Here is a 22,425-nt window from a genome sequence, read left to right as displayed (position 1 = left end):
AGAGATAAAACCTCTTTTATATCAGCATTTTACTTGGTTTTTAAAGCATCTTATCCCTGTCAACCTGCTCATAGGCCTGCAAACCATCATTCAGCTTGTCCCAGATGACTATCTGGCCTGACTGAAGGGACTTCTGCACATCAATGATGCGCTGATTAGAAGAGCCGCGGAACTGCAGCATGAGATTCTTCTTGGTAAGGTCAAAACGGCCGTCCACTAGAATGTCAATCAAACTAAGCAGCTCCAGCTTATCCTCCGTTTCCAGCATCATCTCCTCCCAGGTGTAGCCCGTCCAAGACCAGATATCCTTGTCTGGAAGCTCTCTCCGAATCCGCTTGACCAAGGGCAGGAGAATGCCTGTATTGAGAAAAGGCTCGCCGCCTAGGAGGGTCAGCCCCTGCACATAGGGTTCCGCCAAGTCTTTCATAATCTGCTCCTCCAACTCTTGGGTATAGGAAATGCCAGCGTTGAAAGACCAAGTTGCTGCATTATAGCAGCCCTCACAGTGAAACATACAGCCACTGACATAGAGGGAGTTGCGGACGCCTTCGCCATCTACAAAGTTAAAGGCCTTATAGTCAATGATTCGCCCCTTGCTCAGCTCCTCACTTTTCCATTCTTGAGGTTTGGGATTGTTCATGACACCTCCCCATCTAGCTCTATCCAGTAGCGCTGACTTCTGTCGATTGTATTTTCGTAAACACCGCCAGCAGAGAGAATCGTGCGTCGGCTGGCTTCGTTGTCTTCATCGCAGGTAATCAGCACTCGTTCCAATCCTTGCTTTCGAGCCTCTGCCAGCCCTAATCTCAACTGCTCCTTCCCATATCCTTTGCCTCGTTGACTGGGACGAATAGAATAGCCAATATGCCCACCCTCCACAAATAATTTGTCATTCAAGGACAAGCGCAGGGCTAAAAATCCTAGAGGCAGGCCAGTCTCATCAAAGGATAAAAATTTGATAGCGGGAACCCAGCCTGCTGGCAAGTTTGCTACATCTTCCTGCCGTTCTACAATTTTCAACCAATCCTCATAATCCTTTGCTCGCTTCCAAGCGGAGCCCATGCCACCGTGCATATAGGATTTTGCAGCATCGAACTCCGCAATCATCTCTAATATCGCGTTTTTATCTTCCAAAGTTGGTCGTCTTAGCTCCATACTCCCTCCTTAATCGACATCAATCCAGTAACGCTCTTTCCCGCCTCGAATATCCTCTAAAGCTCCGCCATTCGCCAGAATCACTGCTCGACTGGCAGCATTATCACAATCGCAAGTCACTAGGACTCGTTTAATATTTTTACTTTTGGCTACTTGCAAGCCTTGTCGCAGCTGCTCTTTTGCCAATCCTTTCCCACGCGCAGAGGGACGGATACTATAGCCGATATGCCCTCCTTCTTGGAGCAAATAGTCATTAAGCCGCAAGCGCAGATTGAGAAAGCCCACAGCCTGACCATCTGCAGCAAAAGAAATTAGTTGGATGTAAGGCACAAAACCTTGCGGCAAGCCTAGACCTGCCTCAGCTAGCTGAATAGTCTCCAGCCAGTCCTCGTAGACAAAATCCGCTCCGCCAAAGAAGCCGTCCTGCCGGCTACCAGTCGCTTCAAAGTCAGCCAGCATCTCTAAAATTTTTTCCTTGTCTTCTAGTTTCGGTCGTCTCAGCTCCATAGTGCCTCCTGATACGAAGAGAGTGAGACCGCCTTGCGCCCCACTCTGACTTCTATTGCTTCTTGTTTTTTTCTAAAAATTGCTAACGCAGTTTGGCCAATCGTTCTTTCTTACCGCTGCCGCCCTGCGAATGTTTTTCATGGAAACACTGCACCTGAGCCTTTCCTTTGTCGTCCAATTGATACTTTCCCATCTTAATTTCCTTCGTACTTAATAGTCGAGCCATTCATGTGCTTGACCCGAGCTGATATTTCCTTGTGTCGGCCGTTAACCATCGGACGGGCTTGCGGATTTCCTAGGTAACCGCAGGTCCGCTTGACCACATCGACCGTCTTGGGATCGCTGTTGCCACAGTTTGGACAGGTGAAGCCCCGCTCGGTCGGCGTGAAGTCTCCCTCAAAGTTACACTTGTAACAGCGATCAATCGGCGTATTGGTTCCCAGATAGCCGACCCGATCATAGGCATAGTCCCAGACAGCCTCCAGTGCTTTTGGATTTTGCTGTAGCACAGGATATTCACAATAATGGATAAAGCCACCAGAAGCACCCACTTCAGGATAAATCTTCTCAAAGTCCAGCTTTTCAAAAGGCGTTGGATTCTTACGCACATCGTAGTGGAAGGAGTTAGTATAGTACTCCTTATCAGTAATATCGGGAACAACCCCAAACTTCTCTGTATCCAAACGGCAGAAACGGTCGGTCAGGCTTTCAGATGGTGTCGAGTAGACAGAGAAATGATAGTCATACTGATCTGACCACTCTTCCACCCGACGCTTCATATCTTTGACAATGGCAATCGTAAAGTCCTTGGCTTCTGGATTGGTCTCCCAGTCACCACCGTAAAAGACTGCTGCCACTTCATACAGACCGATATAGCCTAGGGAAACCGTTGCACGACGGTGAGTAAAGAGCTGGTCTACCTGATCATACTTGCCCAGACGTTGGCCAAAAGCCCCATACTGATAAAGAATCGGTGCATTGGCTGGACTGGCTTCCTTGGTCCGCTCCACTCGGTAGACTAAAGCATCCTCAGCGATATTCATCCGCTCGTTAAAGAGTTCCCAGAATTTATCCAAATCCCCCTCGGATTCAAGCGCAATCCGCGGCAGATTGACAGTAACGACTCCTAGATTCATACGGCCGGAGTTGACTTCCTGACCATTTTCATCCTTCCAGCCTTGCAGGAAAGAACGGCAGCCCATCGGTACCTTGAACGATCCAGTCAAGTCGATAATCTTGTCATAGGAAAGGACATCGGGATACATGCGCTTAGTGGCACACTCCAGAGCCAGTTCTTTGATGTCGTAATTAGGCGTTCCCGGCTCGAGATTAAGCCCGCGCTTAAGGGTGAAAATCAGCTTAGGGAAAATTGCTGTGCGGTGCTCGCTTCCCAGTCCCTTGATGCGGATATTGAGAATGGCCTTCTGAATTTCTCGCTCAAAACGATTGGTTCCCAGACCAAAGCCCAGCGAGGTAAAAGGAGTTTGACCGTTAGAGGTAAAGAGAGTATTGATCTCATACTCTAGCGACTGCATGGCATCGTAGATGTCCTTCTTGGTCTTCGCCCACGCGTACTCTTCCTGCTTATCCGGCAAAACCCATTGCTCCGCATCCTTGAGATGCTTTTGGTAATTAAGTTTAGCATAGGGCGCCAAGACTTCGTCAATCCGATCGGCTGAGCAGCCGCCGTACTGACTGGAAGCTACATTGGCAATGATTTGCGAGATTTGAGCTGTCGCGGTCTGGATAGACTTGGGACTCTCTACTTCTGCATTCCCAATCTTGAAGCCATTTTTCAGCATGCCGTCAAAGTCGATCAAACAGCAGTTCGTCATGGGCGTATAAGGGCTGTAGTCCAAATCATGGTAATGGATGTCCCCCTTCTGGTGGGCATTGGCCACATGAGGCGGCAGCATCTTAAGCCCAATGGACTTGCCGACAATCCCAGCTGTCAAATCCCGTTGGGTATTGAAAACATCGCTGTCCTTATTGGCATTCTCATTGACTACCGTCCGATCTTTGTTGAGAAGCTTGTCAATGGTAAAGTTAATATCAGTCGCTTTTGAGCGCTCAAAATCCCGTTGGGTGCGGTAAGTGATGTAGTTCTCCGCAATAGCGTATTCCTTGGCATTCAAAAGCTCATGCTCAACGATGTTCTGAATCTCATAGATTTTGACATACTTAGCGAAGCGACTGCTGATTTCTGCCACAATACGGTCTGTGATAGCTTCTATCTTGGCTTCTAGCATCGGATTCAGCGGACCAACTTCTTGAGCTGCCCGCACCATAGCCTTATAGATCTTTGACACATCAAAAGCCACCCTGCGGCCGTCCCGCTTCTCCACATAAATCGCTGGAGCAGTTTCAAACTTCTCTTCCCTTAAAATCATTATGAACACTTCCTTTTCCTGCCCTTAGGACAAATCAAGTCTCTTCAGACTAGCCGCCTGCTAAGAAATTTCCAAGAAATCTCCGACAGCGGTTTATCCAAAGAACAGTATTTTTTTAATAAGTCGATACAAGTCTCATTATAGCACGTTAAAATTAAAAATCAATATGTTGTGGCAAAAAAGTCATTTTTTCTTTTTATACACAACATATTGATTTTTTACTACTTAAGTTGATAAAGCTTGAAATGGTCAAGTTTGAGGTCAGCTTCCTTGTAATTTTGGGAAATTAGCTGCTTCACATCTGACAGCAGTTTGACATCATTGTTAACCAAGATATACTTAGGTTGACTGTTTTCCAGTCCATTCTGAAGACCTAGACGATTTTCAGCCGTTCCCACATACAAAGTTGGAGTCAAGAGAGAGACAGCAGATAGGCGACCGCTCTTTTGATACAGACTAGCCGAGGTATCCCAAGCATAGATAGTATCCCCATCCTTGGTCTTTTCCTTAATATACTGAGCCACTTCACTTCTTTCAGCAGATACACCGCTGGAAAGGATATACTCATTGACCAAAGGATAGCCAATCAGATAAAAGATGGCTAGGAGTGGCAAAAAGAACTGGCCTGAAAGATAAGAAGTCCACATGGTAGGGCGACGGCGCTCCCGGCGGTGACGCCCTGGTGCCTGCTGCTTGCCTTTATTGAACCACAAAGCAAAAAGAATCATGGCAAAAGGCAGGGCCGGAAGCAGTTGATAACTGCCTTGATCTGGCAGGATAAAAGCCGCAAAGGCAGTAATGAAGAGCCCTAGCAGACCGATAAAGCGCAAGACGCGCAGGCTGGTTGCTTGCCCCTTTTCTCTTGAAAAGAGATTGACCCCGAAAGCAGAGATAAATCCTAAACCAAGAGTCAACAAGCCATAATAAACCAAATTAGAAATACTATGACTGCCAATCAAGCTGATGGAATCCCAAGCATAGGTCACCTGGCTGATAGCCTGACCAAAGGTTCGATTAGCAACAGTAAAGTAGCCGATAGGATAAAAAATCACTGAGAAGCCAAAGAGACCAGCTAAAAGCTGATAAAAACCTCGAGCCGTACGCTTGGCTGCGATATTGTAGACCAAAAGCACCAGAGCAGTCAAAGAATAGAAGACTAGGCTGGAAACCGGATCAATCATAAAAGCAAGAGCTCCAAAAGCTCCATAAAGAATGAACTTTTCATCCTTGATTGAATCCTGCAGATAGCGCACCAAAAAAGATAGATTCCAAAAAATAAAGGGCAGAACAAAAATACTAGAGTAAAGGCCGCCAAATCCAAGAGCAAAGACTAGCAGGTAAAAGAGCAGCAAGAGGCTGCGCGATAGATCCTGTTTAGGCTGTAAGAGCACCAAGGTCTTGTGCAGGAAAAGTCCGGCCAGCCACAGAGCCAGCGTCTGAAAGACCATCCACAAAAGCTGGCCAAAAGCCAGGCTGCTGGTCCAAGCCATCAGATAGTAAAGCAGGCCACTAGTCCCATATATTTGCGAATAAGGCACCTGCCCCTGAGTCATGGCCCAACCGGCATAGAGATTCTGACTTTGTAAATTCGTTGCTAGATTGGTCAAAAAAGGATTGACCACACTCAGCAGGCTGATAGCCAAACTGCACAAGAGCGTCAAAAAATAGGGCGTCGGCTCTGGCTTGGTAATTTTTTGCTCAGACCTTTCAGCCCTAGTAAGCTGCTCCTCTGAAACCTCTAAAACTTTTTCTTCCGTTGTATCATGCATATAAAATATTCTCCTTGATATCAGTCCAATCTAGTATATCAAATTCCTGTCCTCCTGTCAGCTTTCTCTTGACCCTTCTTCTGAGCATTATAGCTTCTAGCCAGCTCCTCCAATTCCCGAAAACAGCGATATTCTCTCGTTTCATAAGCAAGCGGCTGACTGGAAATTTTCTCCATTGTCATCTTAAAAAATTCCTTTATTTTTTACATTCGTAAAAACAGAGCAAAAATCCATCCCCCTATAAAAGCAAAAATGACAAGAACACATCTCAACACGATTAGCAAAAGACAAGCAAAAAATCTGAAACTTCCGCCTCAGATTTTCGGCTCTTTGTCAACTGTAGTTGGTAGAAAGTTTAAATCCGAGAGAGGACCAAATTGGTTCTCTCTTTTTGTATGTTCAAAGCGAGGAGGATTTTAGTTCTAAAGTTCTTAAAATTGCGAAAGCCGAAGGCCGCTCGTTTGATATCCTTGATGAGCTTGTTGGTAGCCTCGAGCTTGGCGTTGGAATAGTCGAACTGGAGTGCATTTGTGATGTAAGGTTTGAGTTTTAGGAAGCTCTCAAAAACTCTTTTGAAGGTCGAATTGACAAGATTCATGTTGTCTTCGATGATTTCAAAAAATTCTGTAGTACGTTTCTCTTGGAAATGGAAGAGCAAGAGCTGGTAGAGATCGTAGTAATAACGGAGTTCTTCTGAGAATTGAAGTGTCTTGTCCACGATTTCCTTAGGCTTTAGGGTCTGCCTAAAGGTCTTGGAATAAAAGCGATGACGAGACAGTTTTCTGCTTTCTCTCTGAAATAGTCGCCAGTGGTTTTTCAGCGCACGATAAGGCAGAGATTTCTTGTCAAAGGTCTTCATGATAGCGATTCGAGTGGTCATCATGGCTTTGCCAAGATGTTGGACGATGTGAAACCTATCCAACACAATTCTGGCCTTAGGAAATAGTTGCTTGATGATTGGAATGTAAGTGCCAGACATGTCCACGGTCACGACTTTGACCTGTTCTCTGACCTTTCTCGGGTAGCGGTAGAAATAATTTTTGATGGTATTCTGGCGATTGTTTTCGAGGAGGGCGATGATTTTCCTGGTCTCGAAATCCTGTGCAATGAAGGCTAATTTGCCTTTGTTCCTAGAAAATTCATCCCAGGAGATGACCTCGGGAAGTTTGGTGTAATCCTCTTTGAAAGTGAACTGAGCCAGCTTTCTCTGGACGGTTGAGACGGAGATGTGGAGGGTTCTGGCAATATCGGTATTGGCTCGATTTTCGGTCAAGAGCTGGGTGAGCTTCTTCCAGACCAGGTGTGAAATCTGGTGGTTCTTGTCTACGATGGGTGTCTCAGCTACGGTCACCCGATGACAAGATTTACACTGAAATCGCCGCTTCTTGAGACGGAGCAGAGTTGGAAACCCTTGTGCATCCAAGAGTGGGATTTTAGAGGACCTCTGAAAACCGTACTTAATCATCTTACCGCCGCAGTGAGGGCAGGAAGGAGCTGCATAATCCAGTCTAGCCCGAATTTCAAGATGGGTCTGGTGCTGCAAGATGAAGGTAATTTTGATATTTAAGTCTTTCATTCCCAGCAATTCTGTGGTATTCTTGATGTGTTCCATATGAGTCTTTCTAATGAGTTGTTTGCGCTTTTCATTATAGGTCGTATGGGACTTTTTGTATACATTCAAAAAGCCCTATAACCTCTGTGTCGGATTTACCAACTACAGATATTATAGAGCCAGATTTTCTGTATATTGCTGCAGAACTCGCCCACCTCTGGCATTAGAGCATGGGTGCAAAGAGTTGCATAATTTCTTTGATAAAGCGACGATACCAGCTGCTATCGAGATTCTCAGGAAGAATTTCCTCAGAAGCTTCAAAAATTGCTTCAAAATCTTCCTTGATAGCTGGGATACTCTCTGTTTGGTACATCAGGACTGCATTTTCATAGTGGTGCACCAAACTGCGGTAGTCAAAGTTAATCGTCCCTACCACAGCAAATTCATCATCGGCCACCACATGCTTGCTGTGGATAAACCCAGGCGTGTACTCAAAGATCTTAACCCCCGCTTCCATCAGATCCGGATAGGCTCCGCGGGTAACAATCTGAATCAGCTTCTTGTCCGGAATGAAAGGAGTCACGATGCGGACATCCACTCCCCGCATAGCAGCATTCTTAATATCCTCCGTCAGGTCATAGTCAATAATCAGATAAGGCGTGGTAATGTAGACATAGTCCGTAGCCTGACTGATAATATTTTGATAGACTATTTTGCCAACCTGACCCTTATAAATAGGCTTAGGCCCGCTGCCATAGGGAATGTAAAGCCCTCTGCCTTCGACAGCTTTATTTTCCAGATGGTACTTGTCAAAGTCAGTGATTTCCCCGCGGTTGATGTACCAGTTCATGAGAAAGAGACGCGTCAGAGCCTTGACTGCCCGACCTTCCAAGCGGACACCGCCATCTTTCCAGTGGCCAAAACGAACAATATGATTGATATACTCGTCAGCCAGATTGATGCCGCCAGTATAGCCAACCTGACCGTCAATGACCAAAATCTTGCGGTGGTCACGATTGTTATAGGCTACCGTCGTTCGCGGAATCACCTTGTTAAACTTATAAGCCTCGATGCCCATCTTGCGCAGCTTACGCGTATAATCGCCTGGCAAAGTGGCCATGCAGCCAATATCATCATAGAGCAGCTTGACTTCAATGCCCTGAGCAGCTTTTTCGACCAAGATTTCCAGAACACTGTCCCACATCAGCCCTTCATCGATGATAAAAAATTCCAGAAAAATGAATTTCTCAGCAGCCCGCAGATCAGCCAGCATGGCCTCAAACATCTCCTCTCCGATGGGGAAATAGTGAGAAGCTGTACCGTCATAGACATCCGCATTATTGTCCATACTCAGCAGCGACTTGATAATACCATAAGCCGACTTGTTTTCTTTTTTCAGCTGGACACGAAGATCATAGCTGTTGTCCTCTCGAAATTTCATGGAGTCCATATTTTCCAGCTGAATCATTTCTTTTTTAGACAGCCGCCGCTCGCCAAACATCAGATAGAGCAGGAAGCCAAAGACCGGCACGACGGCAATTAAGAGCCAGGTCACCTTGCTCTCTGGTGGCATATTGCGGTTGACAATGGCTAAAATGGTTCCGATATACAAAAACACAATCATAACTACTGACAGCCAGTTAGGTGCAATCTCATTTAAATAGAAAAACGCAACAAAGACAAAGGCCAGCTCCAGCAGCATTATAATGATGCTAAAACCATATTTTGACATTAATAAGCGGAATTTCCTGAAAGTCATACACTCTCCTATCTCATTGCATATATTCTAGTATAGCAGTAAAAGCGCCTTAAAACAACCTTTATATCAATGTAAATCGTATTTCTAGCTGATGAAAAACCAAGAGCAGCATTTAAACACCGCTATCCTTCTAATTTCACTGAAAGATTAGAACCGATAAAAGGAAAAGCCCTATTCAAGACAGGGCTCTTTCATCATTGTTTGGTAAAGACCAGTGTGTCATCATCATAAGGCTCTTGAGAAAGGTCCTCAATTGTCAGCTGATTGCCCTCAATGCGATAGCGCTTGACATCATCTCCAATGACCATAGTCTGGTTGGTAACATCAATCTGAACCTGTTCAATTTCCTGATCACCATCCGCCTCGACTTTAGTCAGCTGGCCAGTAGTTCCTGAAATCTGTAAGGTCAGCTGATCGCCTTCATGACTTGTCTGATAGCTGCCATCCAGCTCGCCATTGGCTGCTTGTTCAGAAGAGGATGCAGAAGCAGATGAGCTACTATTGGCCGCACTAGACGTGCTAGCTATCGACGAAGACTCTGCTGACTTGCTGGAAGCGACTGACTGAGACTGAGAGGAAGGTGCCGTCTGGTTCTGATTAGAACCGCAAGCTGCCAAGGCCAAAATAGCCGCAGCAGTTAGACCTGAAATCATTAACTTTTTAGAAATTGCCATAGTATTCTCCTTTTTCTTCTGTCTTTATTTTACCAAAGCAGGACTCTGGCGGTCAATTTATAAACTTGTCAAATAAGCTCTGACTTCTGCAATAAAATAGAGGGAACCCGTAATGAAAAGTAGCTGATTATCGTTTTGCCTCTCCTTAAAATTCTGAATAAGCTGCCGATAATCCTCTATGTAGAAGAAGCCTTCCGCTTCATCTTGACCAAGGGAATCTCCATCAGAAAAGGAAGTAACCGTCAACTGAACATCTGGCAGAGCCTCTCGCAAATAAGCCAGCATAGCGCTATAGTCCTTACGCTTGAGAGCACCGAAAAGAAGCAGGCACTCTTTGTCATTCTGGCTTTGGATAAACTCTACTAACCTTTCCAGCGCAGGCAGATTATGGGCCCCATCTAGATAAATACCTGGACCGGTTTCCTCCAAACGCCCTGCCCATCGAGTCTCCTGCAAGGCTGTCCGAATCTTAGCAGAATCTATTTCCCAGCCCTGCTGCTGCATGAAGAGCAGGAATGCCTGCAGAGCCAGCGCTGCATTTTCCTCCTGATAGCCCCCCTTGAGACCCAGTTCAAGATTTGATAGGGTCATAGTCGAATTGGAAAAAGTCTGATTTGCCAGAGAAAAATCGCAACCATACTGATAGAGTTCTATTCCCAGCTCCTGTGCTCGCTGCTCACAAACCAATCGCGCCTCCTCTGACATCGGTCCGATGACTGCTGGCCGCCCCGGCTTGAAAATCCCTGCCTTTTGCTCCGCAATCGCCGTCAAGCTCCCTCCCAGAGTCTCCTGATGGTCCAAGCCTACGGAGCTGATGACCGCAATATCACCTGTAATGACATTAGTCGTGTCCAAGAGTCCACCAATCCCTACCTCAATCAAGGCCAAATCCACTTCCTGCTCCTTGAAATAGAGAAAAGCAATCAAGGTCAGAATTTCAAAATAGGACAGCTGGTCATGGCTTTTGAGCAGTTCTTGCTCCATCTTTTGCACCTGCTGACCCAGACGGATAAAATCAGCTGAAGCAATCGGTTGACCGTTGATACAAATCCGATCATGAATACTAATCATGTGAGGCGAGGTGAAACTTCCTGTCTTGCGACCATGCCCCGCAAACAGCTGACGCATAAAAGCAATAGTAGAACCTTTGCCATTTGTACCAGTTACATGAATCGTTGGATAGCTCCGCTCAGGATTCCCCAAAAGAGTCACTGCCTGCCGCATCCGCCCTAGTCCCGAACGAAAGTTTAGCCCAATTCGGCTGTTCAGCCATTCTTCAATTTCATTCATTTCCTTACCCAAAAAAGAGCAGCGAAGCAGAATTCAAATCTGAATTGCAACTCGCTCCTCTTTCTAATCTTTATGATATAAGACGGAAAATAGCCAAGTCTTAGCTACTTCCTTCATCTGTCAAGTTTAGCTAGCTTTTCGCCCACACTTGTCCATTTCTGGAAATGAGACTAGGCTAGTCTTACTCTTCCATAAAGCTGTTGAAGACTTCTTCAATCATATCCCATTCAGCATCTGAGTCTTCTGGGATCGGCTGCAGGTCACCTTCTGTACCATCTTCATTTTCAGTAAAGGAATAAGCTTGAATCTCTACTTCACCGTTCTCATCTTCTTCCGCATTAGCCGGAATCAAAAGAACATAATTCTTGCCAAACTCTTCCTTACCATCAATGGTCAAAAGAATTTCAAATAAAGTCTCGTTCCCTTGCTCGTCAACCAAGGTGATTAATTCACGCTCTTCATGCTCGTGGTCATGGTTATGATCATGTGTCATACTAGTGTCTCCTTCATTTCTTTTCTAAAAATTTCGATCCAGATAATTCTGCAAAATCAGCTGCGCTGCCAGCTTATCAATGACTTTCTTACGCTTACTGCGGCTAATGTCCGCCTGCTCCACCAGCATGCGCTCAGCAGCCACCGTCGTCAGACGCTCATCCTGATAGTCAACCGGCAGACCAAAAAGCTCAGCAACCCGCCGGCCATAAGCCTGACTAGCCTCCACTCGAGGCCCGCTGGTATTGTTCATATTCTTAGGCAGGCCAATAACAAACTTATCAACCTTATACTCTTTAACCAGCTCGCCCAAGCGCTCTAGGCCGAATTCGCCCTTATCTTCATGAATCGGAATAATCTCCAGTCCTTGAGCCGTAAAACCAAGAGGATCACTAATAGCAACCCCAACCGTTTTTGAGCCCACATCTAATCCCATAATTCTCATTAGAGATCGACGCCTTGTCCTTTCAAATAATAACGAACCAACTCCTCAACAATCTCATCGCGCTCATATTTGCGGATTTGATTGCGGGCGTTGTTATAGCGAGGTACGTACGCAGGATCACCACTGAGTACGTATCCCACGATTTGATTGATTGGATTGTATCCTTTTTCATTGAGCGACTTGTAGACATCGGTCAAAGTCTCGCTAATTTCCTTTTTATTTGAATCATCGAGATTAAAACGTACTGTTTCATCTGTAAATCCCACAATTACACCCTCTTTCTTTAGAATATCCCTATTATAGCATAATTATAGGCTTTTCACAAATTTAATTCACCCGAATTCTCCTAATTTTTCAATAAGCTTTAGCTAATATTTATCCGAAGTCTGGCTCTGAAATCCAGCAAAAATCCAGCTCTCTTCAGAGAACTGGATGGAAACTTCCTAATTTGAAGACGGCACTTCCACACCGTCGCTTCCCTTAAACTTGTTTAGCAATTCTTCCGGACTCAGGGTCTCGATTTGCTCAAACAGCTGCGCGTAGTTTGGAAGCTTTTTGGCTGCTTCGTAGTCTAGATTCTCAGGATCGATAGTCATCTCCAGAGAAATCTCTTCCGCTGTCATATCTGTTTTCAAGTCAAGACCGGTGATATTCACCGCCTCTTTCAGACCCAGTGCTTCTTCGATCAAAGACAGCATTTCCTTCTTTACGGTGGAAACATCCTGTTTTGACAAAGCTTCCTTGATGTTGTCAGGAATAGCCTTGCTGACATGCAGGATAACCTTATCATACTTCTGTCCGCTGTAGCTGACGGTTAAGATTCTGGTTTCTTTCCCATGTTCTAATTGCTTCTCAGTTTTATAGGACTTAGTGACAATATCTCCTTTTCCAGCCCCTCCCTGTGAGGATGAACTGTTATTTGACTGCTGACTGCAGGCTGTTAAGATTGCCAAAGCTGCCAGCAAAAAGACAATTAATTTTCTCATGTCTTATCTCCTTCAATATTGAGCTGATTTTATCATATCATTATAAAAACGGCGCTGTCAAACTGATTGTCACTCTGTCATTAAAATGTAATAAAAAAGAGCAGCTTATTTCTGCTCTTCTGCTCCATTCATCAGGAGATTGTTGATATATTCTTCTGGCGTCAGCTTAATCATTTCTTTGAGCTTGAGATTTTGAAAATAAGGCATAGATGCAGCTTTTTCGATATCTAAACTCTCAAAATCATAGCTAGAAGTCATTTTCAGCTCGTTCTCATTCAAAATGGTCACTGAACCGCTGAAGCCTTGAAGTCCACTAGCCTGCACATAGTCTGCATCCTGCTCCAGTGACTCATTGAGCGACTTCTGCGCTTCCTCCAGCCCCATTTGCTTGATGGCTTCTTTCATCTCATCATCAGTCGCAGTCAGCCTTTCGATGACCAAACGTTTGAAATGCTCTCCCTGATAAGTCACTGTCTGACTCTGCTGGTTTCCTCGTTCATCCTTTGGAAAAACAAGTGTCCGAGTAATCACTTCCTGCTGCTTGGCATTATCAATGATAGGCAGATTATTGCTTATTTCTTTCTTGTCAGCCGCATTCGAATTCGTCTCTGTCTTTTTATGTCCACAGCCTGCTAACAGTGCCACACTCAATCCCAGTCCTAATAAAATTTTCTTCATCTTCCATCCTCCTCAGAGATATTGTATCACAGTTCTGCTCCTTGTCAATCCATCCCGTCGCCAAAGCCCTCTGTCAACCCGAACAAAAAGAAGAGCCGAGATTCTCTTCCCGACTCTTTCAGTTATATTCAAAGATTAAAGAGCAGCCCGCAGACGAGCTTCTGCATTTTCAACATTACGGACAGAACGTGGCAGAAAAGCACGGATATCATCTTCTTTGTAACCAACTTGGAGACGTTTATCATCCACTAAGATAGGACTTTTCAAAATACGCGGGGTCTCCATGATGATGTCAAGAACTTCGTTGACACTTAATTCCTCAATGTCAACACCCAAACCTTTAGCATAGCGATTTTTCGATGAAACAATGCTCGCAATACCATTTTCAGTTTTGGTTAGAATATCCAGAAGTTCCTCTTTGGTGATGCCTTCTTTGCCTAAATTTTGTTCTTTATAAGTTAATTGATGAGCGTTTAGCCAGGTTTTTGCTTTTTTACAACTAGTACAACTTGAGACAGTATAGATTGTGATCATGTAAGTACTCCTTTCGCTACACGATACTAATATCGTAGTCTATTATATCACAAAAACCATCGGTCTTGCGACCTATTTTGCAAAATTACTCTTCAATTTCGATGGCATCGTCCAAATCCAGAGTCACTTCTTCCAACGTTTCTACAGGGCTGTCAGCTTTGCTGCCAGCTACTTCTGCCAACTCATCGCCTTCAATCAAACCATAGCGGACACGAACCTGGCGGTCAATTTCGTCAAAGACTTCTGGATGATCTGCCAAGTACTTCTTAGCATTTTCAGAGCCTTGACCGATTTTTTCATCATTGTAGGAGTACCAAGCACCAGCTTTTTTGATGATATCCAAATCAGTCGCAATCTTAATCAACTCACCAGTCTTGGAAATTCCTTCTCCATACATGATTTCCACGAAAGCTTCCTTGAATGGCGGAGCCACCTTATTTTTAACGACCTTGATCTTGGTTTCTTTACCAACATTGGTATCCTTCTCATCACCAGTTCCCTTGATTTGAGTATTACCACGGACATCCAGACGGACAGAAGCATAGAACTTCAATGCACGGCCACCTGGTGTTGTTTCAGGATTCCCAAACATAACGCCAACTTTTTCGCGCAGCTGGTTAATGAAAATCGCAATCGTCTTCGTTTTGTTGATAGAAGCAGACAGTTTGCGCATAGCCTGGCTCATCATCCGAGCCTGCAAGCCGACATGGCTGTCACCGATATCGCCATCGATTTCTGCACGTGGTACCAGGGCTGCAACTGAGTCCACGACCACCAAGTCGACAGCACCTGAGTCAATCAGCTTGCCAGCAATTTCCAGTCCCTGTTCTCCAGAATCAGGTTGAGACAGCAGCAACTCATCAATATTGACACCCAGTGCAGCTGCGTATGACGGATCCAAAGCATGCTCAGCATCGATAAAGGCTGCGATGCCACCTTCTTTTTGCGCTTGAGCAACTGCATGAAGAGCAACAGTTGTCTTACCAGAAGACTCCGGACCATAGATTTCAATAATCCGTCCCTTAGGGTAACCACCAGCACCAAGGGCAATATCCAAGGCCAAAGAGCCAGAACTCATGACTTGAACCTTTTGCTCTGCCCGCTCGCCAAGACGCATAATGGCTCCCTTACCAAAATCCTTTTCAATGTTTTTAAGAGCATTATCCAAGGCTTTTTGGCGCTCATCGCCGAATTTCTTTGAGATTTCGTCTAATTTTTTTTGTTTCTTTGCCATTTATTTCTCCTGTTTTTTCTAAAATGTCTTTTGGCCATCTTCGTCATTATACCAAAAATCAGCTATTTAATAAAGTTTTTCGTACTAGGTTGAAAGCGTGCAGAACAGCAATTTTCCGCACATCACGCCGACTTCGTCCAGCAATATTGACCTTAATAGTTTCTGTTCCAGCAGCACTAGCTAAGCCGATAAAAACAGTCCCTGCTGGATGGTCTTCCAGTGACTCTGGTCCAGCCACACCTGTCAAACTGACAGCTAAGTCGCTTTCGGTCAGCTTTCTAGCCTGCTCTGCCATTTTCCCAGCTGTAAAAGCGGAAACAACTCCATGCTTCTCTAGGTCTCCCAACGGAATATCCAGCATCCGGCTCTTTTCCACCATGCTGTAGGTGACAAAGCCACCTGAAAAAATGGATGAGGCTCCAGCAAAATCTGCCAAGGTAGCCTGAAAGAGGCCAGCTGTCAGACTCTCTGCCGCCGAAATCGACTTCCCCTGATTCTTGAGCAAGTCAAAAGCCACCTGTGCCAAGGAATTGTCATCGCCATAACCGTAGAAAATCTCTGACAGTGAATGTCCCTCAAAAGTCTTGTGTGCCAAAATTTCCTTTTCCACAGCCTCAAATTTGGTGTCGGCTTCTGCCTGACTCAGAGCCTTGGTGGACAGTCGCAGGGTAACTTCCCCTGTCTTTGCATAAGGAGCAATGGTGGGGTCACTCTGCTGCTCAATCATCTCTGACAAAATAGTCACTAACTGACTCTCGCCGATACCAAAGAAGCGCAGCACGCGGGAATACAATTTTTGGCCTGTGGATAAGAGGGGAACCAGCTCGTTATTGACCATGGGCTTGAGCTCACTAGGCGGGCCAGGCAGGACTACATAGGTCACTCCATCTGCTTCTAACAATCCTCCGACAGCTAAGCCGGTTGCATTTGGTAACGGAGTCGAGCCTTCAACCAGCTGGGCCTGACGCTCATTGTTGGGAGTTCGAGCATAATCTGGCCGGCTAGCAAAAAAGCGATCCAGCTTTTCCACAGCCTGAGAGTCAAAATTGAGCTCACGTCCTAAGAACTTAGCCAAGGTCTGCTTGGTCAAATCATCCTCTGTTGGCCCCAAGCCTCCTGTTAGGATAATTAGATTACTACGCCCTTGAGCAATTTCCAAAACAGAGAGGAGACGATTTTCATTGTCCCCTACTGCTGTTTGAAAATAGACATCAATCCCCAGACTCGCCAGTTTTTCAGATAAAAATTGGGCATTGGTATTGACAATCTGACCTGTCAGAATCTCGGTGCCCACAGCAATAATTTCTGCTTTCATAGAACCTCCTACCTTACTATTCGGAATTGGCTTTATTTTATCACAAAAAATCTTAAAAAAGTTGATTTTCATTTCAGGAAATAAAAAGAGCTGTCAAGTTCCTTGACAAACTTGTCAACATGCTGTGGAAAACTTTTAAGAATGACTGGTGTTATGCAGAATAACTAGATTGTTAGGGAAATGCTATTGGCAAATAGTTTCATTATTTTTATAATAAAGAAGAAAAAAGGAAATCATCTAACTACTTTTATTTGAAGAAAGGAGATCATCATGAAAATTTCACAAGTTCTCAAAGATATTCGTCAACAAAATCAACTCACTCAGGAGGCTTTGGCAGAAAGACTCAAGGTTTCCCGCTCTGCCATTCGCTGGGAAAGCGAAAAAGGTATCCCTGATATTGGAAATCTCATCGCTATCAGTCGGGAGTTCGATATCAGTCTGGACACACTCATCAAGGAGGATGAGCGCTTGGAGAAAAAGGTTATCGAAGACAGTAAGGCTAAGAAATGGCATTATTTAGTCATTTTCTATCTCTTCTCCGTTTTGGTTGAGATTGCTATTTTTGCCTATTTGCATCATATCTTTATGGCTGGCTTCCTCATCTCCACCCTCTTTATGCTTTTCTATGAATTACGCATCTTTATCAAGGAAAAGATTTGGATGCAGAAAGGATAACTAAATAAAATTCCTTGGATTTTAGAAAGCCAAGGAATTTTTCCTATGAAATAAGAAACAGAATCACCCTATTATGAAACATATGAAAGAGAGCAGGCATGCAAAGATTGCGTTCGATTTTTACATATAAGACAGCAAAGAAAAAAGAGGAAAGTAGAACTGCAGCTACCTTTGACAAATGCTTGTCAAAAAATTAAATAATCATTTGTATTTCAAAAATTTATTGGAACTTTTGTCTTTATGCGTTTGTCGTGTCATCATAAATTATTTTTTAAACGCTTCGTATAGTTTTTTATAGAACTCTTTCTTTTCTTTTTTTTGATTATTAAACTCTTTTTTGCCGTAATCAAAATTCGCTACTGAAAATCCCTTGCCATCATCAGAAAAAGTGAAGAATTCTATCCCAATCAATTTATTATTTTTAGCATCTACTACAGTAGTTCCTAAATTATTGTTAAATTGTTTAACTTCTTCTTCACTAACCCCAAACCCCATAGCAGTGCCATCTGCAATAATATTTGAAAACACTTCTTCTGAAGATGCTACTTCTTTGACAGATATTAGATAGACAGCATCTTCTGTTTCTACTTGCCTTACCTTATCCCATCTTTCGGTATCATTCGAAGAGATTGTATAGACTGTTAAATCCACCGAAGGTTTATTGGGATTTTCTTTTTTAATCACTTGTTTGCCAATTAAGACGATTGCGAGTACTCCAATGACTAGTAGCAAACTAATATAAATTTTCTTTTTCATGCCTTACTTCCTATATCTTTTATGTCAACGATAACATCAACTTTACTATATACAGCTGGATCATGTGTTGCTATAATAACATAATTATTCTTGGCTGCTTCACTCAATAATAAGTTGATGATTTCATTCCCAATCTCACTATCCAAGGCTCCTGTAGGTTCATCCGCTAAAATAATTTTACGCGGTTTCATTAACATTCTTGCAATAGCTACACGCTGAGCCTGTCCCCCAGACAATTCATATATTTTATGTTTTAAATAGTCCGTAGAAAGGCCTACTTTTTCAAGTATCTCAGATATAATCTTTTTGTCTTTATTGAGGAGTTTTAAATTATCATATACTGTTTTGTTTTCTATCAAAGAATAATTTTGGAATACATACCCAATAGTATTTTTAAAATAGGTTCTTTCTTTTGTTTTCCAAATATCCTGTTTATCAACTAACACTTTTCCACTGTCAATTTTTTCTAGCCTTCCTATAATGTTTAGCAAGGTACTTTTACCTGAACCCGAACCGCCAATCAAGGCGTAGCTTTTCCCAGCTTCAAAGGTTAAATTTAAATCTGTAAATATTTCTTTTGAGCCATATTTTTTTGTAACATTCACAATTTCAATTGTCATTAGTCATCTCCTTTTAGAATTTGAGTGTATCTATCAGATAATTTTCTGAAACTTATTATTATTGACATCATTAAAACCGTTAAAGAAGCAAGACCAATATACAATAACTCTATTTGTCCAGTCATGATAAATGTCGATAAGATAACCATTATAATCGTTATCATAAAATATTTTAGACTTGAAATGGCTATACTTGTTTTCGATAGGCCTAAAATGATTTTTTTGACATAGTCATTCTGTTTTAAGGCAACAAACATTTGAGCATATTGATAAATGAGTAGAAATACAATTCCACAAATAATTATTTGCAGTATTTTTGAAAGGAGAATTTGGTGCTCTAAAGATTGAATATTAAGTTTCACAGTTTGGTAAACCTCGACTGGATTGATTGAAAAATTCAAACTAGCACTCAAATCGTTGATTTCCTTAATTGCTTCTGGACTAAAAAGTGAGTTATATATGATATTGCTTGCCAAAATAAAATCGTTAGTTTCTACCATTTTATCAGTATCTAATACAACCACTATATTACTCTTACTATTTGTCACACTTTCCAAAGGTAGATTATCTTTATTTTCAGGGACACTACTGCCATTTTCATTGAAATAGAAAAATTCTTGCCCATCAGGAATGACTTGCACCGTAAGATCATCTTTTGTATAGTTTGTACCAGTAAATTGTTCTGCTACAACCGTATTCTCGATTGATGCCTTATTCTCTTTAAATTTATTAGGAATATAGATGGTTGCTATTTTATTATCTAAAATACGATAGTTTGTTCCATTAACTTTATTTTGTACCTTAGCACCTGTTTGATTGATATAAACCAGCTCTTTATTAACCTCTGGATTCGTTATCCCATCACTTTTTAATTGCTTAGAAAAATCTTCTGTAACATGAGAAGTTTTCATAAAATCTGGAACATAGGCTGAAGATGATTTGATATATATAAAATCCAGTTTTTTTAAGGCTTTAGCAATCTCTATATACTTAGCTCCTGAGTCATTTGCTTCTTCTCCATTAGTAACAGATTCATTTTCAATACCCAAAAACTCTAGTCTTTTCCAATCTTTTACTGCGCTCCATGGTTCTAAATGCTTTATCTGTATATTTATCTTTGATTGACTAGCCTTTGTTTCCCGTAAAAAGACTCCTGAAACAACTATTATGCTAGAAATAACCGCAAGCCATACGATAAAAATGAGGCTGTTTTTGGCCTTATTTTTTATAATTTCAATAGGCTTTTCAACCTGAATCGTCAGCCAAAATAAAACAAAGGTGATGAGATCAATGATTTGAAAAATTATAAAATTGGTTAGAAGTAGAGAGAAGAATAACTTGGAACTATAGGTGAAGAGACCACTCCCCAGAAAAGAGCCATAGAAAACCATCAATAAAGCAACTAAAATCAGCTCAAAAGTAACAGAAATTAAATAATCCTTTTTTAGGTTATACACAGGCAATCCTAAAGAACGTCTTATCATCCCTTCTTTAATCTTTCTCGCTCTAACAACAAATAAAACAACTAATAAGGTTAAGTAAATTGAAATCATTAACAAAAATCTTAAAGAGCCAGTAAATTGTATCATTCCTCCCATATACCAAGGGTAAGCCATATATACTACTTGCAGACCTGTAGACGTAAGTTTTTTTAAACCATTTGAATCTATTTCCCCTAGAGTATAGTACATCCCTGTTATCGGTATAGACTTTAATTGTTCATGGCTGGCATCATCAAGATTTATATAAGTCAACTGTCCTGAATTCTGAACCACTGGCTTGTATATTTTAACTTTTTTCTCTTCTGATAGGTCACTAATCATTTGATATATTTCTTCATTAGAAAGATTGCTTTTCCCTTGAATGGAGAAGGCACCATCAATTGGTAAAGGTATTGGTTTTTGAGTATCACTAATACTAACCAGACCAATGGCAGCAATTAAGCAAAAAAAGAGTCCTATAACACCTAATTTTAATTTCATAAGCTCCTACCTATATTATAAAAGACCCTATAATATTATTGGGTCTTCCAACTTTCATAAACTATTGTTAAAATTTAAAGTAGTTCCAATGTGCATTTAATCGAACATCATTCCAACTTTTTGTTGAACTTGACATTGCCCATCCATATTTTTGAGAATCAGATGACTTAACAGTTCCCCAAAGATTAGTTATCGAAGATTTTGAACCAATATTATTCGGAGATTTAACATAGTAATTAGAATAACCATAGTTATCATTCACACCATAATTCCATTCATCAATAATCGGATATGGGGCTGGATATACTACTTCTGCACTAACGATACTAGTGCCCAAAACCTAAAGAAACTGTAGCTAATAAAGCTAATGTTTTATTTTTAATTCTTATTTTCATAACTACACTCCTATATTGAATATTTTATAGTTTTTAGAGAATATTTTACCTTTCCAATTTATAGCTTAGCTAGTCACAATCAACGACCCCTTGGTCTCACCTCCTTTAATTTTATAGATTCTAATTTTTAAATATATATATATTTAATCTTTGCCTACTTTTTTGAATGATTTAGTCCATTGGACTCGCCCCTTTCCTATTCTATTCACTTTACCACCATGGCCACCACCATGGAAATACACTTGTAGTAACTATTGACGTTACTGCCAGTACAATTAAATTGTACACTATTTTTTTCACATTTGCCCTCCTTTTTATTCCATGATATACTATTTTAAAATATTTTTTTCAAAATGTAGCTTTTAGTAACATTTTAAAAAGGAGTTCTTATGCGCTGGGATTATGGAAAAATCTATAAAGAAATTAGAAAATCAAAAGGGCTGACTCAAGAAGAAATTTGTGGGGATTTTTTAGCTCGCTCAACTTTGGCACGAATTGAAAGCGGACAAGTCGTGCCAAAGTTCGATACCATGATTTTTTTACTTCGCCAGATAGATATGACACTAGAAGAATTTAAATACATTTGTGATTATTATCAACCTAGTCAGAGACAGAAAATTTTAAATTCTTTTTATAACCAAGGTGAGACTATTGTAGGGACGAAAGGTTTGTTACAATTAAAGAGAGAATGCGAGGCATATCTATGTAAACATTCCGATATTCCGATTAAACATGCTTTAGATAGCATCAATATTACTATTCATCTGAGACAAAATGGAATTTCTGAGACAAAAGAAATTAATGCTACTACCAATAAAATTTGGGCGTATTTAGAAAAACAGGACACTTGGTATGAAAGTGATTTTCGACTTCTTTCTACTATTCTTTATTTCTTCCCTTTAGAAAATATAAAACAATTTACCCAAAAGATTTTAAATAGCATAAAAAAATACCAATCATTCCGCTATGGGAATAATCTACAAATCGGACTCTTAGTCAACCTTTCTACCATCTATCTTTATAATGGATTAAAGAGAGAATGCGCTGAAATCACTAAGTACATTTACGATTTGTCAAAAAAAGAAAAACGTTATGATTCCCTCGGGCTTTCACAGATTCGACTTGGAATTTGCAAAAATGATAACGAATTAATAAAAAAGGGATTGGTCTACTACAACTTGCCGATGAAAAAGAGCTAGTAAAATCGCTAAAAGAAG

25 protein-coding genes and 1 pseudogene are annotated in these 22,425 nt (G+C 41.9%); 2 read left to right on the top strand and 24 right to left on the bottom strand.

The genetic code is table 11. The features are described from left to right. Nucleotides 1–40: 40 nt before the first annotated feature. From nrdG to FFV08_00755, 20 genes and pseudogenes are all read right to left on the bottom strand, one after another. Nucleotides 41–640 (bottom strand): anaerobic ribonucleoside-triphosphate reductase activating protein, encoded by a 600-nt coding sequence (gene nrdG / locus FFV08_00850; GenBank protein ID QLB51358.1) that lies wholly within the window; start codon nucleotides 638–640, stop codon nucleotides 41–43. Beyond that, nucleotides 637–1,155: a GNAT family N-acetyltransferase gene (locus FFV08_00845; GenBank protein ID QLB51357.1), complete on the bottom strand. Its 519-nt coding sequence runs from the start codon at nucleotides 1,153–1,155 to the stop codon at nucleotides 637–639. The genes nrdG and FFV08_00845 overlap by 4 nt, the downstream gene beginning before the upstream one ends. 9 nt (nucleotides 1,156–1,164) lie before the next feature. Beyond that, the gene (locus FFV08_00840) at nucleotides 1,165–1,662 is read right to left on the bottom strand and encodes a GNAT family N-acetyltransferase (GenBank protein QLB51356.1); all 498 of its coding nucleotides are present in this window, start codon (nucleotides 1,660–1,662) and stop codon (nucleotides 1,165–1,167) included. Nucleotides 1,663–1,744: 82 nt separating this feature from the next. Further along, nucleotides 1,745–1,888 carry a hypothetical protein gene (locus FFV08_00835; GenBank protein QLB51355.1) on the bottom strand — a complete coding sequence of 48 codons (144 nt, stop codon included), beginning with the start codon at nucleotides 1,886–1,888 and terminating at the stop codon, nucleotides 1,745–1,747. Beyond that, nucleotides 1,857–4,052, bottom strand: coding sequence for an anaerobic ribonucleoside-triphosphate reductase (nrdD, locus tag FFV08_00830; protein QLB51354.1), 2,196 nt, complete (start codon nucleotides 4,050–4,052; stop codon nucleotides 1,857–1,859). The genes FFV08_00835 and nrdD overlap by 32 nt, the downstream gene beginning before the upstream one ends. A 221-nt stretch (nucleotides 4,053–4,273) precedes the next feature. After that, nucleotides 4,274–5,821: a heme transporter CcmD gene (locus tag FFV08_00825; GenBank protein QLB51353.1), complete on the bottom strand. Its 1,548-nt coding sequence runs from the start codon at nucleotides 5,819–5,821 to the stop codon at nucleotides 4,274–4,276. Between the two features lie 38 nt (nucleotides 5,822–5,859). Next, nucleotides 5,860–6,003: a hypothetical protein gene (locus tag FFV08_00820; protein ID QLB51352.1), complete on the bottom strand. Its 144-nt coding sequence runs from the start codon at nucleotides 6,001–6,003 to the stop codon at nucleotides 5,860–5,862. 173 nt (nucleotides 6,004–6,176) lie between these two features. Beyond that, nucleotides 6,177–7,433 (bottom strand): ISL3 family transposase, encoded by a 1,257-nt coding sequence (locus FFV08_00815; protein QLB51351.1) that lies wholly within the window; start codon nucleotides 7,431–7,433, stop codon nucleotides 6,177–6,179. Between the two features lie 163 nt (nucleotides 7,434–7,596). Then, nucleotides 7,597–9,132 (bottom strand): cardiolipin synthase, encoded by a 1,536-nt coding sequence (gene cls, locus FFV08_00810; GenBank protein ID QLB51350.1) that lies wholly within the window; start codon nucleotides 9,130–9,132, stop codon nucleotides 7,597–7,599. A 194-nt stretch (nucleotides 9,133–9,326) separates the two neighbouring features. Beyond that, nucleotides 9,327–9,806 carry a hypothetical protein gene (locus FFV08_00805; GenBank protein ID QLB51349.1) on the bottom strand — a complete coding sequence of 160 codons (480 nt, stop codon included), beginning with the start codon at nucleotides 9,804–9,806 and terminating at the stop codon, nucleotides 9,327–9,329. Between the two features lie 57 nt (nucleotides 9,807–9,863). Next, nucleotides 9,864–11,096, bottom strand: a complete 1,233-nt coding sequence (locus FFV08_00800) for a bifunctional folylpolyglutamate synthase/dihydrofolate synthase (GenBank protein QLB51348.1) — start codon at nucleotides 11,094–11,096, stop codon at nucleotides 9,864–9,866. Nucleotides 11,097–11,277: 181 nt separating this feature from the next. Continuing rightward, nucleotides 11,278–11,589, bottom strand: coding sequence for a DUF1292 domain-containing protein (locus FFV08_00795; GenBank protein QLB51347.1), 312 nt, complete (start codon nucleotides 11,587–11,589; stop codon nucleotides 11,278–11,280). A 24-nt stretch (nucleotides 11,590–11,613) separates the two neighbouring features. Continuing rightward, entirely contained in the window at nucleotides 11,614–12,033 is a 420-nt protein-coding gene (ruvX, locus tag FFV08_00790) for a Holliday junction resolvase RuvX (protein ID QLB51346.1), read from the bottom strand. Then, the gene (locus FFV08_00785; protein ID QLB51345.1) at nucleotides 12,033–12,299 is read right to left on the bottom strand and encodes an IreB family regulatory phosphoprotein; all 267 of its coding nucleotides are present in this window, start codon (nucleotides 12,297–12,299) and stop codon (nucleotides 12,033–12,035) included. Before FFV08_00785 ends, ruvX begins: the two co-directional genes overlap by 1 nt. 177 nt (nucleotides 12,300–12,476) lie before the next feature. Continuing rightward, nucleotides 12,477–13,019, bottom strand: coding sequence for a hypothetical protein (locus tag FFV08_00780; protein ID QLB51344.1), 543 nt, complete (start codon nucleotides 13,017–13,019; stop codon nucleotides 12,477–12,479). 105 nt (nucleotides 13,020–13,124) lie between these two features. Next, nucleotides 13,125–13,697 (bottom strand): hypothetical protein, encoded by a 573-nt coding sequence (locus FFV08_00775; protein QLB51343.1) that lies wholly within the window; start codon nucleotides 13,695–13,697, stop codon nucleotides 13,125–13,127. Nucleotides 13,698–13,832: 135 nt separating this feature from the next. Next, nucleotides 13,833–14,231: a transcriptional regulator Spx gene (locus FFV08_00770; protein QLB51342.1), complete on the bottom strand. Its 399-nt coding sequence runs from the start codon at nucleotides 14,229–14,231 to the stop codon at nucleotides 13,833–13,835. 85 nt (nucleotides 14,232–14,316) lie between these two features. Beyond that, entirely contained in the window at nucleotides 14,317–15,465 is a 1,149-nt protein-coding gene (recA, locus tag FFV08_00765) for a recombinase RecA (protein ID QLB51341.1), read from the bottom strand. A 58-nt stretch (nucleotides 15,466–15,523) separates the two neighbouring features. Continuing rightward, the gene (locus FFV08_00760) at nucleotides 15,524–16,852 is read right to left on the bottom strand and encodes a competence/damage-inducible protein A (GenBank protein ID QLB51340.1); all 1,329 of its coding nucleotides are present in this window, start codon (nucleotides 16,850–16,852) and stop codon (nucleotides 15,524–15,526) included. Next, a pseudogene (locus FFV08_00755) lies at nucleotides 16,849–16,983 on the bottom strand (glutamyl-tRNA amidotransferase). Before FFV08_00755 ends, FFV08_00760 begins: the two are co-directional and overlap by 4 nt. 67 nt (nucleotides 16,984–17,050) lie before the next feature. Between FFV08_00755 and FFV08_00750 the strand changes: the two are divergent. Beyond that, the gene (locus FFV08_00750) at nucleotides 17,051–17,455 is read left to right on the top strand and encodes a helix-turn-helix transcriptional regulator (protein QLB51339.1); all 405 of its coding nucleotides are present in this window, start codon (nucleotides 17,051–17,053) and stop codon (nucleotides 17,453–17,455) included. A 264-nt stretch (nucleotides 17,456–17,719) separates the two neighbouring features. Here FFV08_00750 and FFV08_00745 read toward each other — a convergent pair whose 3' ends face one another. The 4 genes from FFV08_00745 to FFV08_00730 all read right to left on the bottom strand — a co-directional run bounded on the left by FFV08_00745 (nucleotide 17,720) and on the right by FFV08_00730 (nucleotide 21,150). Then, nucleotides 17,720–18,211, bottom strand: coding sequence for a hypothetical protein (locus FFV08_00745; protein QLB51338.1), 492 nt, complete (start codon nucleotides 18,209–18,211; stop codon nucleotides 17,720–17,722). Beyond that, on the bottom strand, nucleotides 18,208–18,831 hold the full coding sequence (locus tag FFV08_00740; protein QLB51337.1) for an ATP-binding cassette domain-containing protein: 624 nt from the start codon (nucleotides 18,829–18,831) through the stop codon (nucleotides 18,208–18,210). Before FFV08_00740 ends, FFV08_00745 begins: the two co-directional genes overlap by 4 nt. Continuing rightward, complete coding sequence (locus tag FFV08_00735) at nucleotides 18,831–20,813, bottom strand: ABC transporter permease (GenBank protein ID QLB51336.1); 1,983 nt, start codon at nucleotides 20,811–20,813, stop codon at nucleotides 18,831–18,833. The genes FFV08_00740 and FFV08_00735 overlap by 1 nt, the downstream gene beginning before the upstream one ends. Before the next feature lie 67 nt (nucleotides 20,814–20,880). Then, on the bottom strand, nucleotides 20,881–21,150 hold the full coding sequence (locus tag FFV08_00730) for a hypothetical protein (GenBank protein QLB51335.1): 270 nt from the start codon (nucleotides 21,148–21,150) through the stop codon (nucleotides 20,881–20,883). A gap of 447 nt (nucleotides 21,151–21,597) precedes the next feature. Between FFV08_00730 and FFV08_00725 the strand changes: the two genes are divergently transcribed. After that, on the top strand, nucleotides 21,598–22,407 hold the full coding sequence (locus FFV08_00725; GenBank protein ID QLB51334.1) for a helix-turn-helix domain-containing protein: 810 nt from the start codon (nucleotides 21,598–21,600) through the stop codon (nucleotides 22,405–22,407). The last annotated feature ends 18 nt before the right edge of the window (nucleotides 22,408–22,425 follow it).

The organism is Streptococcus sanguinis, assembly GCA_013378335.1.
Classification (GTDB): domain Bacteria; phylum Bacillota; class Bacilli; order Lactobacillales; family Streptococcaceae; genus Streptococcus; species Streptococcus sanguinis_I.
This window is presented reverse-complemented; position numbering and strand designations above follow the sequence as displayed.

Excerpts from the sequence above, each read along its gene's own strand:
- nrdG (QLB51358.1), bottom strand. The coding sequence starts at position 640 with ATGAACAATCCCAAACCTCAAGAATGGAAAAGTGAGGAGCTGAGCAAG.
- FFV08_00845 (QLB51357.1), bottom strand. The coding sequence starts at position 1,155 with ATGGAGCTAAGACGACCAACTTTGGAAGATAAAAACGCGATATTAGAG.
- FFV08_00840 (QLB51356.1), bottom strand. The coding sequence starts at position 1,662 with ATGGAGCTGAGACGACCGAAACTAGAAGACAAGGAAAAAATTTTAGAG.
- FFV08_00835 (QLB51355.1), bottom strand. The coding sequence starts at position 1,888 with ATGGCTCGACTATTAAGTACGAAGGAAATTAAGATGGGAAAGTATCAA.
- nrdD (QLB51354.1), bottom strand. The coding sequence starts at position 4,052 with ATGATTTTAAGGGAAGAGAAGTTTGAAACTGCTCCAGCGATTTATGTG.
- FFV08_00825 (QLB51353.1), bottom strand. The coding sequence starts at position 5,821 with ATGCATGATACAACGGAAGAAAAAGTTTTAGAGGTTTCAGAGGAGCAG.
- FFV08_00820 (QLB51352.1), bottom strand. The coding sequence starts at position 6,003 with ATGACAATGGAGAAAATTTCCAGTCAGCCGCTTGCTTATGAAACGAGA.
- FFV08_00815 (QLB51351.1), bottom strand. The coding sequence starts at position 7,433 with ATGGAACACATCAAGAATACCACAGAATTGCTGGGAATGAAAGACTTA.
- cls (QLB51350.1), bottom strand. The coding sequence starts at position 9,132 with ATGACTTTCAGGAAATTCCGCTTATTAATGTCAAAATATGGTTTTAGC.
- FFV08_00805 (QLB51349.1), bottom strand. The coding sequence starts at position 9,806 with ATGGCAATTTCTAAAAAGTTAATGATTTCAGGTCTAACTGCTGCGGCT.
- FFV08_00800 (QLB51348.1), bottom strand. The coding sequence starts at position 11,096 with ATGAATGAAATTGAAGAATGGCTGAACAGCCGAATTGGGCTAAACTTT.
- FFV08_00795 (QLB51347.1), bottom strand. The coding sequence starts at position 11,589 with ATGACACATGATCATAACCATGACCACGAGCATGAAGAGCGTGAATTA.
- ruvX (QLB51346.1), bottom strand. The coding sequence starts at position 12,033 with ATGAGAATTATGGGATTAGATGTGGGCTCAAAAACGGTTGGGGTTGCT.
- FFV08_00780 (QLB51344.1), bottom strand. The coding sequence starts at position 13,019 with ATGAGAAAATTAATTGTCTTTTTGCTGGCAGCTTTGGCAATCTTAACA.
- FFV08_00775 (QLB51343.1), bottom strand. The coding sequence starts at position 13,697 with ATGAAGAAAATTTTATTAGGACTGGGATTGAGTGTGGCACTGTTAGCA.
- FFV08_00770 (QLB51342.1), bottom strand. The coding sequence starts at position 14,231 with ATGATCACAATCTATACTGTCTCAAGTTGTACTAGTTGTAAAAAAGCA.
- recA (QLB51341.1), bottom strand. The coding sequence starts at position 15,465 with ATGGCAAAGAAACAAAAAAAATTAGACGAAATCTCAAAGAAATTCGGC.
- FFV08_00760 (QLB51340.1), bottom strand. The coding sequence starts at position 16,852 with ATGAAAATCAACTTTTTTAAGATTTTTTGTGATAAAATAAAGCCAATT.
- FFV08_00750 (QLB51339.1), top strand. The coding sequence starts at position 17,051 with ATGAAAATTTCACAAGTTCTCAAAGATATTCGTCAACAAAATCAACTC.
- FFV08_00745 (QLB51338.1), bottom strand. The coding sequence starts at position 18,211 with ATGAAAAAGAAAATTTATATTAGTTTGCTACTAGTCATTGGAGTACTC.
- FFV08_00740 (QLB51337.1), bottom strand. The coding sequence starts at position 18,831 with ATGACAATTGAAATTGTGAATGTTACAAAAAAATATGGCTCAAAAGAA.
- FFV08_00735 (QLB51336.1), bottom strand. The coding sequence starts at position 20,813 with ATGAAATTAAAATTAGGTGTTATAGGACTCTTTTTTTGCTTAATTGCT.
- FFV08_00725 (QLB51334.1), top strand. The coding sequence starts at position 21,598 with ATGCGCTGGGATTATGGAAAAATCTATAAAGAAATTAGAAAATCAAAA.